At 69.0% G+C, this 14,559-nt stretch carries 12 protein-coding genes, 1 tRNA gene and 1 pseudogene; 2 read left to right on the top strand and 12 right to left on the bottom strand.

Annotation, left to right across the window (positions count from 1 at the left end; all coding sequences use genetic code 11):
• Positions 1-99: 99 nt before the first annotated feature.
• From rpmE to ACN20J_RS32910, 9 genes are all read right to left on the bottom strand, one after another.
• Entirely contained in the window at positions 100-327 is a 228-nt protein-coding gene (rpmE, locus tag ACN20J_RS32950; protein WP_189837654.1) for a 50S ribosomal protein L31, read from the bottom strand.
• Between the two features lie 155 nt (positions 328-482).
• Positions 483-1,616: an LCP family protein gene (locus ACN20J_RS32945; RefSeq protein WP_190232151.1), complete on the bottom strand. Its 1,134-nt coding sequence runs from the start codon at positions 1,614-1,616 to the stop codon at positions 483-485.
• A gap of 391 nt (positions 1,617-2,007) precedes the next feature.
• Positions 2,008-4,074: a transcription termination factor Rho gene (gene rho / locus ACN20J_RS32940; protein ID WP_419667413.1), complete on the bottom strand. Its 2,067-nt coding sequence runs from the start codon at positions 4,072-4,074 to the stop codon at positions 2,008-2,010.
• 385 nt (positions 4,075-4,459) lie between these two features.
• The gene (gene thrB / locus ACN20J_RS32935) at positions 4,460-5,377 is read right to left on the bottom strand and encodes a homoserine kinase (RefSeq protein WP_189837651.1); all 918 of its coding nucleotides are present in this window, start codon (positions 5,375-5,377) and stop codon (positions 4,460-4,462) included.
• A gap of 309 nt (positions 5,378-5,686) precedes the next feature.
• Entirely contained in the window at positions 5,687-6,745 is a 1,059-nt protein-coding gene (gene thrC / locus ACN20J_RS32930; RefSeq protein WP_361920683.1) for a threonine synthase, read from the bottom strand.
• Positions 6,746-6,751: 6 nt separating this feature from the next.
• Positions 6,752-8,050, bottom strand: a complete 1,299-nt coding sequence (locus ACN20J_RS32925) for a homoserine dehydrogenase (RefSeq protein WP_189838454.1) — start codon at positions 8,048-8,050, stop codon at positions 6,752-6,754.
• Positions 8,051-8,210: 160 nt separating this feature from the next.
• Positions 8,211-9,602 carry a diaminopimelate decarboxylase gene (gene lysA / locus ACN20J_RS32920; protein ID WP_190232154.1) on the bottom strand — a complete coding sequence of 464 codons (1,392 nt, stop codon included), beginning with the start codon at positions 9,600-9,602 and terminating at the stop codon, positions 8,211-8,213.
• 35 nt (positions 9,603-9,637) lie between these two features.
• Positions 9,638-10,687, bottom strand: a complete 1,050-nt coding sequence (gene nrtL, locus ACN20J_RS32915) for an ArgS-related anticodon-binding protein NrtL (RefSeq protein WP_419667412.1) — start codon at positions 10,685-10,687, stop codon at positions 9,638-9,640.
• 238 nt (positions 10,688-10,925) lie between these two features.
• Entirely contained in the window at positions 10,926-11,444 is a 519-nt protein-coding gene (locus tag ACN20J_RS32910; protein ID WP_189837647.1) for a response regulator, read from the bottom strand.
• A 156-nt stretch (positions 11,445-11,600) separates the two neighbouring features.
• Here ACN20J_RS32910 and ACN20J_RS32905 point away from each other — a divergent pair.
• Positions 11,601-11,672 (top strand) — tRNA-Arg (locus ACN20J_RS32905).
• Positions 11,673-11,924: 252 nt separating this feature from the next.
• Positions 11,925-12,299 (top strand): hypothetical protein, encoded by a 375-nt coding sequence (locus tag ACN20J_RS32900; RefSeq protein WP_419667411.1) that lies wholly within the window; start codon positions 11,925-11,927, stop codon positions 12,297-12,299.
• A 38-nt stretch (positions 12,300-12,337) separates the two neighbouring features.
• Here ACN20J_RS32900 and ACN20J_RS32895 read toward each other — a convergent pair.
• From ACN20J_RS32895 to ACN20J_RS32885, 3 genes and pseudogenes are all read right to left on the bottom strand, one after another.
• Positions 12,338-12,511, bottom strand: a pseudogene (locus ACN20J_RS32895) (site-specific integrase); the annotation flags it as partial.
• A gap of 221 nt (positions 12,512-12,732) precedes the next feature.
• Complete coding sequence (locus ACN20J_RS32890) at positions 12,733-13,524, bottom strand: DUF1963 domain-containing protein (protein ID WP_419667410.1); 792 nt, start codon at positions 13,522-13,524, stop codon at positions 12,733-12,735.
• An 89-nt stretch (positions 13,525-13,613) separates the two neighbouring features.
• Complete coding sequence (locus ACN20J_RS32885) at positions 13,614-14,351, bottom strand: hypothetical protein (RefSeq protein WP_419667409.1); 738 nt, start codon at positions 14,349-14,351, stop codon at positions 13,614-13,616.
• Positions 14,352-14,559 lie beyond the last annotated feature (208 nt).

Here is a 14,559-nt window from a genome sequence, read left to right as displayed (position 1 = left end):
GCGGGGACGTAGGTACTACGACGAATAGGGGCTGCACCGCAAAGCGCCGGTCCCAGCGCCCCCTGGACGGAGGCACCGAAGACCGGCGCTGTGGGCTCGCTACTTGCTGTCAGCAGCAGCCTTGGCCTTGCCGAAGCGGGCCTCGAAGCGGGCCACGCGGCCACCGGTGTCGAGGATCTTCTGCTTGCCCGTGTAGAACGGGTGGCACTCGGAGCAGACCTCGGCGCGGACGGTGCCGCTGGAGATCGTGCTGCGGGTGGTGAACGACGCGCCACAGGTGCAGCTGACCTGCGTCTCGACGTACTCGGGGTGGATGTCGCGCTTCAAGGTGTCTCCTAGTTTCGGGAGGGCGCCGGGTCGCTGCCGCGGGCTGCGGAGCGTGAACCGGGGCCGACGTACCAGTCTGCCAGGACTGGGGCCATCCCCCAAAACCGGGGGTTCGCGTTCTGTATTCCCCGCGCGCCCCGACCCCGGTGGATCGCCTAGCTCACGACGCCCTTCGCGGCGCCCGTGGCCGCGCCCTTGGTCGCGGACTTCGGGATCGGTCGGTCGTTCTTCAGGGCGTCCCAGACCTGCTGGGACTTGGCCTTGAGGACGAGGACGCGGTTGCCGTCGGCCGGGTCGTACTGGACCGGCATAGTCACCATGTTCATGTTGGACGGGCTGATGCCCTTGAGGCCGTTGGCGAACGAGGCCAGGTCCTTGACCGAGTCTAGGTCGGTGTCGGTGGTGACGGTCTTGGTCGCGGTGTCGGCGAGGTCGAACAGCTTCTTCGGGCTGGTCAGTACGCCGATGTCCTTGACCTGCTCGACCAGGGCCTTGATGAACGCCTGCTGGAGCTGGATCCGGCCGAGGTCGGAGCCGTCGCCCACGCCGTGCCGGGTGCGGACCAGACCGAGCGCCTGCTTGCCGGTGAGCTGGTGCGTGCCGGCCTTGAGGTCGAGGTGGCTCTCCTCGTCCCGGATGCTCTTGGTCGTGGTGACCTTGACGCCGCCGAGTTCGTCGATGAGCTTCTGGAAGCCGCTGAAGTCGACCTCGATGTAGTGGTCCATGCGGATGCCGGTCATCGACTCGACGGTCTTCACGGCACAGGCGGCGCCACCGGTCGAGTACGCGGAGTTGAACATCACCTGGGACCCGGCGTCGTGCTCGACGCCCTTGCTGTCGGTGCACTCGGGCCGGTCGACGAGGGTGTCGCGGGGTATGGAGACCACGCTGGCCTTCTTGTGGCCCTCGTAGACGTGCACGATCATCGCGGTGTCCGAGCGGGCGCTGCCGTCGTCGACGCCCCCGCCGAGCTTCTTGTTGCCGCCGGAGCGGGTGTCGGAGCCGAGTACGAGGATGTCCTGCGAGCCGTTGTCGACGTCCAGGGGCCGGTCGGTGCCGAGTGCCTGGTTGATGTCGACGCTCTTGATGTTGTCGTTGAGCTTGAAGTACATGAACCCGAGGCCGGTACCGCCCAGCACGACGACGCCGGCGGCGGCCCAGGCCGTGATGACGAGCGCCTTGTGGCGCGTGCTCCGCGGCTTGCGGCGGCTGCCCTTGGCGCGGCGGCGCGGGGCGCTCGAACCGGAATCCTCCGGTGTACCGGGTTCCGGCATGCTCTCGGCAGACATGTGCTCCTCAGTCCTCGTACGTTCGGTTACCCCCTGCGGTCAGGGTCAGGCGTGGTCATCTGCCGCGACGTCTCTGTCAGGACCCGTCCGGTCAGACGTTGAAACCGAAAAAAGGGTTGCACGAGGCGCTGTGACCGCGCTGTGGATCACCGAACACGCTGGGTGAGGGGCGGGTCGGACCGTCGAGCGCTCACCTGGGCTTTCGACGGCGGACGGCGTGATTCCGCGAGCACGTGGCGCTCCTCACATCTGTGGCGAAGGTCTCTTCACCGCCCATTTCACCGGGGCTCCGGCGACTCGGAAGGTCAACGCGGCGGTCAACGCGAAGGGCCACCCCTCTACGTACAAGGGGTGGCCCTTCGCGGTACCGGCCCGGCCGGCCGCTGATCCGTCAGTCGTTGCCGTTGCCCGGCATCGGCGTCGTCTTCTGGATCTGCAGCAGGAACTCGGCGTTCGACTTCGTCTGCTTCATCTTGTCCAAGAGCAGCTCGATCGCCTGCTGCTGGTCGAGCGCGTGCAGCACTCGGCGCAGCTTCCAGGTGATCGCCAACTCGTCGCTGCCGAGCAGGATCTCTTCCTTACGGGTACCGGACGCGTCGACGTCCACCGCGGGGAAGATGCGCTTGTCGGCGAGCTTCCGGTCGAGCTTGAGCTCGGCGTTGCCGGTGCCCTTGAACTCCTCGAAGATGACCTCGTCCATGCGCGAGCCGGTGTCGACGAGCGCGGTGGCCAGGATCGTCAGCGAGCCGCCGTCCTCGATGTTGCGCGCGGCACCGAAGAAGCGCTTCGGCGGGTAGAGCGCGGTCGAGTCGACACCACCGGACAGGATGCGGCCGGAGGCGGGCGCGGCGAGGTTGTACGCACGGCCCAGACGCGTGATCGAGTCGAGCAGTACGACGACGTCGTGACCCAGCTCCACCAGACGCTTCGCACGCTCGATGGCGAGCTCGGCGACCGTGGTGTGGTCCTCGGCCGGACGGTCGAAGGTCGAGGAGATGACCTCGCCCTTCACCGACCGCTGCATGTCGGTGACCTCTTCCGGACGCTCGTCGACCAGGACGACCATCAGGTGGCACTCGGGGTTGTTGTGCGTGATCGCGTTGGCGATCGCCTGCATGATCATGGTCTTGCCGGTCTTCGGCGGGGCCACGATCAGACCGCGCTGCCCCTTACCGATGGGCGCGACGAGGTCGATGATGCGGGTCGTCAGCACACCCGGGTCGGTCTCCAGACGGAGCCGGTCCTGCGGGTAAAGGGGCGTCAGCTTGTTGAACTCCGGCCGCCCGCGCCCGGATTCGGCGGCCATGCCGTTCGCCGAGTCGAGGCGGACCAGCGCGTTGAACTTCTCGCGGCGCTCGCCGTCCTTGGGCTGACGGACCGCACCGGTGACGTGGTCACCCTTGCGCAGACCGTTCTTGCGGACCTGGGCCAGGGAGACGTACACGTCGTTCGGGCCGGGCAGGTAGCCCGACGTGCGAATGAACGCGTAGTTGTCGAGGATGTCCAGGATGCCCGCGACGGGGATCAGGACGTCGTCGTCGGCGAGCTGCGGCTCGTTGGCGCCGAACTCGTCGCGGCCACGCCGACCACGGCGGTCCCGGTAACGGCCACGGCGACCGCGGCGGCCACCCTCGAAGTCGTCGTCGTCCTGGGGCCCGTTGTCACGCTGGCGGTCCTGGCGGTCCTGACGACCGCCGCCCTGCTGCTGACCGCCCTGACGGTCCTGGCGGTCCTGGCGGTCCTGGCGCTGCTGGTTGCCGCCGCCCTGACCACCCTGGCCGCCGCCCTGCTGCTGCTCGTCGCCCTTGCCACGGCGGTCGCGGTCGCGGCCTCCACGGTCACGGTCGCCGCGCTCGCCGCGCTCGCCACGGTCACGGCGGTCGCGACGGCCCTGACGGCCCTCGCCACCGTCACCGGCGTCGCCCTTGGCCTCGCCCTGGGACTGGGCGGGCGTCTCGGCCTTCGGCTCGCTCTTCGCCTCGGCGGTGACCGTCTCGGGGCTGCCGGCCTCGGAGGTCGCGCGGCGCCGGCGGCGCTCGGCCGGGGCGTCGTCACTCGCGGGCTGGCCGGGGATCTCGATCTGCTGCTGTGCCACGGCCTTCTCGGCCTTGGCCTCCGCCTTCTTGTCGGCGGGAGCGGCGTCGTCGCCCGTACGAGCCTTCGAGGTGGCCCGGCGCTTCGGCTTGGTCTCGGTGGCGGCCTCGGCCTTGGCCGGAGCACCCCCGCCCGCCTGCGCCTCCTTGATGACCTCGATCAGCTGGCTCTTGCGCATCCGCGCGGTGCCCCTGATGCCGAGGCCGGATGCGACCTGCTGCAGCTCGGCCAGCACCATGCCCTCGAGGCCGGTACCGCGGCGCCGACGGGAGCCGGCACCGGTGGCAGGCGCGGAGGCGTCCGTGGCGGGCGCGGCAGCGGTCTCCTCGACACGTGCGCCCATCAGATCGGTGGTGTCGCTCACGAAGGGTCCTTCCCTGGAGCGGACGTCGGCCTGTCTGGCTCGGCGACCGGTTGTGCTGTCCGGCAGTGGTCCTTGCTGTGTGGACCGTGCCGGGGCGGTGGTCCGCCAAAAGGCGGAGGGAATTTCTGGGATGGCGATTCCCGGGGCCGGGGCACTGAGGTTCCGTGTCCATCGGCTCGGTCACGCCGGTTCCGGAGCGTGCTCAGCACCGCTCAGCGCGTAGCACCCAATGCATGGCACAAAGCGATTTGGGGGGCTCCCGGAAGAATGGTTGTCCCGGACGGGGACGTGAAGCACCTCGCCATGGTGGGGTCGGGTGCAGACTTGAGGTTAACACTACCGGATCCAACAAACATTCCCCCTCTCGAAATCCGGCGACCGTGTGTCACGGAGCAAGCGGCAGCACGCTCGCCCCCGTGGCGTCGAGGCCCAGCCGGTTGGCCGCCCAGCCCTCTCCCGCCAGTCGTGCGACCTTGTCGGCCGCGGTGTCGGCGGCGAGCGCGAGCACGGTGGGCCCGGCGCCGGAGATCACCGCGGGAATTCCGTCGGCCCGCAGCCGCTCCACCAGAGCCGCGCTCTCCGGCATGGCCGGGGCTCGGTACTCCTGGTGCAGTCGGTCCTCGGTGGCGGGCAGCAGCAGCTCGGGGCGCCTGGTCAGGGCCTCGACAAGCAGTGCGGCGCGGCCCGCGTTGGCGGCGGCGTCGACGTGCGGAACGGAGCGCGGGAGCAGTCCCCGGGCGGTCTCGGTGAGGACCGGTTTCGCCGGTACGAAAACCACCGGAACGATGGAATCGGCGGGTTCCATCCTGATGGCGCGCGCTGATCCGCCCTCCATCCAGGACAGCGTGAAACCGCCGAGCAGACACGCCGCGACGTTGTCGGGGTGGCCCTCGATCTCCGTCGCGAGCTCCAGAAGTGCCTCGTCGTCGAGCTTGCTGTCGCCGCCTATGGTCACAGCGCGTGCGGCCACGATGCCGGCGCAGATGGCCGCCGACGAGGAGCCGAGGCCCCTGCCGTGCGGGATGCGGTTGGCGCAGACGATCTCAAGACCGCGCGGCTGTCCGCCGAGCAGATCGAAGGCGGTGCGCAGGGAACGTACGAGCAGATGACTCTCGTCGCGTGGGAGCGTCTCGCTGCCCTCGCCTGCGATGTCGATGTTCAGTCCGGAGTCGGCCACCCGGACGACCACGTCGTCGTACAACCCCAGTGACAGACCGAAGGCGTCGAAGCCCGGGCCGAGGTTGGCACTGGTGGCGGGGACGCGCACCCGGACGGCGGCGGCGCGGAACGCTGGACCGGCCATCGCTCGATGACTCTCCTTGAGCTTGAGCTGCGAGATTGTCGAAATCCTGCGAGACATACGGAAAATGCGGAAGACCCAAAGGCCGCAGGGACGGCGCGGCACCGCGGCATATGCGGCGGGCGGGTTCGGTACAGCCTATCGAAGGAAGGTTCTGTGGCGACATAGGGCGCACAGGAGGCGCACGATGCGTGTCGTAAGCCCCCCGTGCACCCCCTGTCGGGCGGTACTGGGTGTACGCCGGATTCGCCACGGTTTCGCGGCGGGTCCGGGGCCGGAACCGCCGCGGGGCGCCCCGGCGTTCGTGTCGGATTACGCCAGGCCGAGGCGCTCGGCGGCCGTCGCCGCGTCGACCGGGACGGTGACCGGCTGCGGTGCGCCCGCGACGGCCCAGTCGGGGTCCTTGAGGCCGTTTCCGGTCACCGTGCAGACGATGCGCTGGCCCGGGTCGACCTTGCCCTGCTCGGCGGCCTTGAGCAGACCGGCGACCGAGGCCGCGGAGGCGGGCTCGACGAAGACGCCCTCCTGAGCGGCCAACAGGCGGTAGGCGCGCAGGATCTCACGGTCCGTCACCTCGTCGATGAAGCCGCCCGACTCGTCCCGCGCGGCCAGCGCGAACTTCCACGAGGCCGGGTTGCCGATACGGATCGCGGTGGCGATCGTCGAGGGGTCCTTGACGACCTCACCGCGCACGATGGGCGCGGAACCGGACGCCTGGAAGCCCCACATGCGCGGGGTCTGCCGGGCGATCTTGTCGGCGGCGTACTCGGTGTACCCCTTCCAGTACGCGGTGATGTTGCCCGCGTTGCCCACCGGAAGGACGTGGATGTCGGGGGCGTCGCCCAGCATGTCCACGATCTCGAAGGCGGCGGTCTTCTGCCCCTCGATACGCACCGGGTTCACCGAATTGACCAGCGCCACCGGGTAGTTGTCGGAGAGGCTGCGCGCCAGCGTGAGGCAGTCGTCGAAGTTGCCGTCGACCTGGAGGATCTTCGCGCCGTGCACGAGGGCCTGGCCCATCTTGCCGAGCGCGATCTTGCCCTGCGGTACAAGAACGGCACACACCATTCCGGCCCGTACGGCATACGCGGCGGCGGACGCCGACGTGTTGCCCGTCGAGGCGCAGATGACGGCCTTCGCGCCCTCCTCCTTGGCCCGCGTGATGGCCATGGTCATGCCGCGGTCCTTGAAGGACCCGGTGGGGTTCGCACCCTCGACCTTGAGGTGGACCTCGCAGCCCGTGCGCTCGGAGAGCACCTGCGCCGGCACGAGCGGCGTACCGCCCTCGCGCAGCGTCACGACCGGCGTGGTGTCGGATACCGGCAGCCGGTCCCGGTACTCCTCGATGATTCCGCGCCACTGGTGGGTCATTGCTCGTTACTCTCCTTCAACCCGCATGATGCTGGCGACACCCCGCACGGTGTCGAGGTTGCGCAACGCCTCGACGGTCCCGTTGAGGGACGCGTCGGACGCGCGGTGCGTGACGACGACGAGAGAGGCCTCGCCGCCTCCGTCCTGTCGGCCTTGCTGCCGAACGGTATCGATCGAGACACCGTGCTCGGCGAAAACGGTCGCAACCTGGGCGAGAACACCCGGTTTGTCCGCCACATCGAGGCTGATGTGATAGCGGGTCACGACCTCGCCCATGGGGCTCACGGGCAGCTGGGTGTACGCCGAGTCGCCGGGCCCGGTCGCACCGCTGAGCTTGTTGCGGCAGACGGCGACCAGGTCACCGAGGACGGCGGAGGCGGTCGGCGCACCACCGGCGCCCGGCCCGTAGAACATGAGCTGCCCGGCGGCGTCCGACTCGACGAACACGGCGTTGTACGCGCCGCGCACGGAGGCGAGCGGGTGGCTCAGCGGAATCATGGCGGGGTGCACGCGCGCGGTGACCGATCCCCCGTCGGCGGCCCGCTCACAGATGGCGAGCAGCTTGATGGTGCAGCCCATCCGCGTCGCCGAGGCGAAGTCGGCGGCGGTGACCTCGGTCATGCCCTCGCGGTAGACGTCGTCGAGACGCACGCGCGTGTGGAAGGCGATCCCGGCGAGGATGGCGGCCTTGGCGGCGGCGTCGAAGCCCTCGACGTCGGCGGTGGGGTCGGCCTCGGCGTATCCGAGCGCGGTGGCCTCGTCGAGGGCTTCCTGATACCCGGCGCCGGTCGAGTCCATCTTGTCGAGGATGAAGTTCGTCGTCCCGTTGACGATGCCGAGCACCCGGTTGACCTTGTCGCCGGCGAGGGACTCGCGCAGCGGGCGGATCAGCGGGATGGCACCGGCGACGGCGGCCTCGTAGTAGAGGTCCCTGCCCTGCTCCTCGGCGAGGGCGTGCAGCGCGGCGCCGTCCTGGGCGAGGAGCGCCTTGTTCGCGGAGACGACGGACGCGCCGTGCTCGAAGGCGGTGGTGATGAGGGCGCGCGCGGGCTCGATACCGCCGATGACCTCGACGACGACGTCGATGTCCCCGCGCTTGACGAGCGCGGTCGCGTCCGTGGTGACGAGGGCGGGGTCGATGCCTTCGCGCACCTTGGAGGGCCGCCGCACGGCGACACCGGCAAGCTCGACAGGGGCACCGATCCTGGCGGCGAGATCGTCGGCGTGCGTCGTCATGATGCGCGCCACCTCTGAGCCGACAACCCCACAGCCCAGCAGCGCCACCTTCAGCGGACGCGTACGCATCATCCGACCTCGTTTCCTCATACCGTCACGGTGGGACCAGTCTCACTCACCGGACGGGGGTTTCTATCCCTCGTCCGGATCGTGAGATGTCTATTTCATTTGCGCGAGGGCGGCAGACGGGAGATCTTCCGCCCCGCTCAGCATTGTGCCGTCATTCCTGTCAGCCGACGTCGAGACGCAGGAGGTCCTCCTCCGTCTCGCGGCGGACGATCACGCGCGCCTCACCGTCGCGGACCGCGACGACAGGCGGGCGCAGGGCGTGGTTGTAGTTGCTCGCCATCGAGCGGCAGTACGCACCGGTGGCCGGCACCGCGATGAGGTCGCCGGGCGCGAGGTCGGAGGGCAGGAAGGCGTCCTTCACGACGATGTCGCCGCTCTCGCAGTGCTTGCCGACGACGCGTACGAGCATGGGTTCTGCGTCGCTCGTACGGGAGACGAGGGCGACGCTGTACTCGGCGTCGTACAGCGCGGTGCGGATGTTGTCGGACATGCCGCCGTCGACGGAGACGTACGTACGCAGTCCTTCGAGGGGCTTGATGGTGCCGACCTCGTAGAGCGTGAAGGCGGTGGGCCCGACGATGGCGCGCCCGGGCTCGACGGAGATCCGGGGCGTCCGCAGCTTGGCGGCCTCGCACTCGCGCGTGACGATCTCACCGAGGGCCTTGGCGATCTCGTGCGGCTCGCGGGGGTCGTCGTCGCTGGTGTAGGCGATGCCGAGGCCGCCACCGAGGTCGATCTCGGGAAGCTCGACGCCGTGCTCGTCACGGACGGCGGCCAGGAGGGCCACGACACGACGGGCGGCGACTTCGAAGCCCGCCATGTCGAAGATCTGCGAGCCGATGTGGGAGTGGATGCCGATCAGTTCGAGCCCGTCGAGGGTCAGCGCACGCCGTACGGCCTCGGCGGCCTGTCCGTCCGCGAGCGCGACGCCGAACTTCTGGTCCTCGTGCGCGGTGGCGATGAACTCGTGCGTGTGTGCCTCGACGCCGACGGTCACCCGGATCTGCACGCGCTGCCGCGTCCCGAGTGACTGGGCGATATGGGCAACGCGCACGATCTCCTGGAAGGAGTCGAGAACGATCCGCCCCACACCACTCTCGATGGCCTGGGTGATCTCGTCCGTCGACTTGTTGTTGCCGTGGAAGGCGATGCGGTCGGCGGGCATCCCGGCGGAGAGGGCGGTGGTGAGCTCGCCCCCGGAGCAGACGTCGAGGTTGAGCCCCTCCTCGTGCAACCAGCGCACGATGGCGCGGGACAGGAACGCCTTCCCGGCGTAGAACACGTCGGCGTCATGCCCAAACGCGGTACGCCAGGCACGCGCCCGCGCCCGGAAGTCCGTCTCGTCGACGAAGTAGGCGGGGGTACCGAACTCCTCGGCGAGCGCGGCGACGCCGATCCCCCCGACGCTGACCTCACCGGTGTCCGTACGCGTGACGGTCTGGGCCCAGACCTTCGCGTCGAGGGCGTTCAGGTCGGCGGGCGGGGCGGAGTAGTGGCCCTCGGGCCAGACATCGGCGTGACGGGGCCCGGCGGGGTGTGCGGAACGGCTCATGGCTGTATGGGCTTTCTCAGAGATTCTGGAGACATCTAGAGATGTTCTGGGGCGTCGATGCCGAGCAGGGACAGGCCGCCGGCCAGCACCGTCCCGGCGGCTTCGGCAAGCGCGAGCCGGGCACGGTGGGCGGCCGAGGGTTTCTCGTCACCCAGCGGAAGCACGGCGTGCTGGATGCCGAGCACCGCATCGGCGGTGACGACGAGATGCCGAGCGAGACGGTCGGGGGCACGGTGGCGGGCCGCGGTGGCGAGGGTGGGGGGGTGGGCGGCGAGGGCGTCGACGAGGTGTGTCGCGTTGTCCTGTACGTCGCCGGGGGCGCTGGTGAAGCCGAGGGCGGCGGCGTTGCGGGTGAGGGCCCGGGTGCGGGCGTGGGCGTACCGGACCCTGAAGAGGGGGTTGGTCTCCCGCTGGACGAGGTGGTCCGCGGTGATACGGGGGTGGTCGTGCGACGCGGGGTGCAGCAGCGCCCAGCGGGCGGCGTCGCGGCCGAGAGGAGTGGGATCCTGGACGGCCGGTACGGGCCGGACGTTGACCTTGAGAGGCGCCGGCGCGGCGGGGGTGCCGTGGGCGTCGACGCTGACACCGAGGACGGCTGCCCAGGCCGGGTCGGGCTCGTCCGCGCAGGAAGTACGGACGAGGGCGCCCTGGGAGCGCAGGATCCGGGCGACGGCCTGAGCGGTGACGGCGGCGCGTACTTCGCGGGGGTGGTGGAGCTGTACGACGTCCCCGGTGGGCTCGTCGACGAACCCGTACCGCGCACCCCGCCGCAGAATCTCGGCGACGAGGGCCTGCGCTCCGCTCCCGTCGAGGGCGATGTTGAGGAAGCCGGGCCCGGTGATGTCGACACCGGCCACGCCTTCCGCGTCCGCGAGATGCGCCCGCAGGATCCGGGCGACCTCCTGCGGCGGACGGCCGGCGGGGCGGGCCAGCTGCAGGGCGACGTTCGTGGCGTAGTCCCCGCGTCCGCCGGGCCCCGGGGGCGCGACCTGGGCCCGCTCCGGCACCGGCGCGACGAGCTCACCCGCGTCCACCGCACGGCGCACGGCACGCAGAACGGTACGGGAGAGCTCGACGGGGGTCACGGGACAAGCGTAGGGGAGGAGGGGGGTGGGCAGGCGAACTGGTTTGGGGGAGGGTCCGGGATGTGGACGGTGGGGTGGAGGCGCCATCCACTGCGGGCGGACATGTCACCACGCCCCTGAGGCCGTCGGGCGACAGCAGGTGGCAGGTGGATGACGCATGACGGATGACGGATGACGGATGACGGATGGTCGTAACGGTCTCGACGGTCTCGGGTGGGGGACCTCGGTCGTCGTCGCCTCAGCTGCCGGTGCGGCCGGCGCGCTCGGTCTCGCCGGAACCACAGACGCTCTCGGCACCCTCAAAAGAGGCGCTGGTGGCCGGAGCCTCTCGCCGCTCCAACAACTGGCGTACAAGTCGGACCAGTTCGGCGGGCTCGAAGGGCTTGGCGAGGAAGGCGTCGACGCCGACATCGAGGCCGTTCTCGACCTCGTACTGGCTGCAGGCGCTCACGATGGCGAGGGGGAGGTTACGGGTCCGCGGATCGGCACGGAGCCGGGCGGCGGTACGCAGTCCGTCGAGCCGGGGCATGACCACATCGAGGGTGACCACATCGGGACGGACCTGGTGGATGACGTCCAGGCACTCGACACCGTCGGCCGCGGTCACGACCTCGAGACCCTCCAGCTCGAGATTGACCCTGATCAGTTGCCGGATGACCTTGTTGTCGTCTACAACAAGCACCCGACCCGACGCGCCTGGCACAACTTGAGGGTAGGTCGGCACGTGGGGCCGCGTCCGGCTTTTCCCCACTTCCACCCCGCGCGGGGGATCCCGAACCGGCCCGTAACCCACCCGCCACCCAAGATCGGAACGGCCCTCGACACCCCCTCCCCCACCCCCAAAACCCGTTCATGACGACCCCGAAAGAGCTGGTAGGGTTCTACCCGTCGCCGCAAACACCGCGCCCGACACGCCCCCGTAGCTCAGGGGATAGAGCAACGGCCTCCGGAGCCGTGTGCGCAGGTTCGAATCCTGCCGGGGGCACTCTTCATACGGTGCCCAAAGACCCCGTCACCAGCGGAAACGCTGAGGCCGGGGTCTTCGCGTATCTACAGCCCTACGCAGCCGAATGCCACCCTGAGCGGCCCTATGTCGGCGTCTGTGGACTATTCATGGACAGGATCTTGGAGCATCGTCCCTGGTCAACTGCCCCATTATCCAAGAGCAGCACGCAGCGTCGCCTCCAGCGCGAACGCGGAACCGTCTACTCCCCCGAGCCCGGGGAATGCGGTGCCCATGACACTGGCGCGCTCACTGCCCGACAATGCCACCGAGTGGTGGATCTTCCTGGGAACGTTCGTCCTCTACGTGCTCGGACGCTGGTTCTTCGCCTGGCAGCGAGCCAGACGTGAGGGCGACAGCCACCCCATGCGCACCGCGTTCGCCGAAGAAGACGATCCTGCCGCAAGCCACGCGGCCATGGTCGGTGCCTTCCGCTCCTACCGGCAGTTCTTCGGCTTCGTCGGAAGCGTCGTCGCAGTGGTTCTTGTCGCTACTCTGACCGAAGGCTGGCTCCGCTACGCCCTGCTATGGATCATTGTTCCGCTTCTGGTCATAGCGCTCTCCTACCTCGACTTCCGCCAGTCCCTGAAAGCGCGCTCAGGAGCCTGACAGGGATGCGGGCCAGCGACAAGGCACACCTCCCGGCTTCACTCGTACTCGCGCAACAGCTCCTCGATCTTCCGGTTGGCGATCTCCTGCCGCCCGTCAATGCACTTGGCGTAGCGGCCCAACAGGACCTCGACACTGTTGCCCGCCCGTTCGGCGACCTCGGTCGGGTCGACCCCCGCGTTGAGCCATGTCGACAGAGCGGAGTGGGACAGAGTCACGGCTGTTCCCGGTACGAAGCGGCGCACCTGGCTCGAACGGAACTTCGCCGCCGGCATCGACCTCGCCCCCGCGACCGTCGCCAGGCTGAGCGCCGCGGTTCCGGTCCGAGCCGCGGCAGGAGACCGCTACGCGCCGATGGGCATGGCCTCCATCCAGGAGTGATCCCGGTATCCCGGTACCCGCGCGAGACCGTCCGGAGCGACGCAGGCCCAGCTCAGCACTGCTGGTCGTACTGGAGGCCGGTATACCGTCGGGCGGCGACGTCCTCCCGTGTGCCCACGATCAGGTTCATGGTGAATACGTTGTCGTCGATCGCCTGCCCGGCCAGTTGCGCGAAGAGTACGAGATCGCCCACGTCCGGTGCCATGTCCCACGAGTCGGAGAACCCGCCGAGTTGTACGCAGACGCCGGGGCGAGGTCCGCCGAAGGCCATGTCGAGGACGGCTGCCTCGAAACTGTCCAGCGCGTCCTCGGCTCCGTCCTTCGCTCCGTCTTCGTCCAGGAACGCGCGGGTCTGCGGGCCTCCTTCCGCGTCACCCTCGAGGGTCAGGCCGGGCACCGGATACAGGGTGTGTGGTTCGTAGACCCTGACCTGCTCGGTCTCACCGTTGAGGTCATACGTGGCCGAGCGCTCCGTGGTGTGTGCTCCGGCAGGGACGTGGAGCACCGCGGACGACTCCGGCGGGTACTCGATCTCGGTGAACAGCAACAGGTGGCCGTCGGCGGGCAGTTCGATGTCCAGGATGTCGTGAGGCAGGGCCGCGCAGTCGACGCTCAGTACGAGTGGGTATCGCGGTTCGGGCCAGTCCAGGCCGTCCGGCAGTGCGGGGAGTCCGCCCGTTCGTGCGGCGGGGCGGGCGTTCTCCCGCCGGGACGCGGGCAGTTGCTCGTACGGCACCAGGTAGAGGCACGGCCGGGTCCGGGCCAGCAACTCCTGTGCGACGGGGACCGGAACGCCGTACTTGGCGGCCGTCTCCAGAACTAACGGCTCGTCGATCGATGTCATGTTCGCGATCGTGCCATGGGTCACTGACAGGACGTTGACAGCGCGTCGCGGATCTCGGAGTACAGCGAATTCGGCGACGGCGACTGTCCTCAGTTGTGGTTCTTGCGGACCACGTTGATGACGGGCGCCCATACATGCGGCGCGGAGCCGTCGACGTACGTTGCTCGTGAGTTGAGGACGTGTCGGCCCGGTGCGAGCTCTGTCAGCCATGCGACCCACCCGCAGGCGGTGAAGGTCACGGGCTGTGCGGGTACCTCCAGGAAATTGTCCGGCCGCAGTTGAACCGCCTGCTGGGGTGCGCATATTGCGAAGCGTCGCTTCTGGAGGTCGATGGCTTTGCCGCCGTCCACGGTGAGCCGCACCGACTCGGTGGTGGTCCGGAGGTCGGTCCAGGCGCACTTGCGTTGGGCGGCTTCGCCCACGGCGTAGTACGGGGGCTCCTCGACGTCGTCGCAGACAGTCATGAGTCCGAGGACGAACACCGCCGTCCCTTGTTTCACCGTGCAGTTCTGCGGGGGTCCGTTGCCAATGACCAGGAGGACCTTTCCGGTGCGTCCGAGTTCCACGCACCGTTCGCCCTTGCCGAACCACGGATTTTCTGTCGCAGGCAGGGTGAACGTCCGATACCAGCCCTCGGCCATCACATCTCGTCCGGTCAGGCCGTCCAACCTCTTGCGCGGCTCGACCATTCGGCCGTCACCGCCGTCACCGCTGTGGCCGCCGTGGTCGCTGTGGCTGGAAGCCGTGGGCATCGAGCCCAGTTGGATCGCGGCGACCAACATCATGATCAATGAAATCGACCATCTGGCGTGGCGCAGGCGTGACATGGCGCCCTCTCCCGAGCAGAGGCGGTGTGGGTCGTTCCCACGCTCGGCCACCCTAGGGGCGTACTGAGGGGTATGACCCGTCTGCGCCGATGGTGCGAAGAATGCGAGCCCGAGAGTCCGAGAGCCCGAGAGTCCCGAGTTCGGCAGAGTGCAAAATTTATACTGAGCAATGATTGCATTGTGCTTCTCATCCGTACCTCCTGAGGAC

It is taken from the genome of Streptomyces sp. 2-1, from assembly GCF_048564895.1.
GTDB classification, from domain to species: domain Bacteria; phylum Actinomycetota; class Actinomycetes; order Streptomycetales; family Streptomycetaceae; genus Streptomyces; species Streptomyces phaeochromogenes.
The sequence above is the reverse complement of the archived record's forward strand: the minus strand, read 5'-3'. Positions and strand labels throughout refer to the sequence as shown.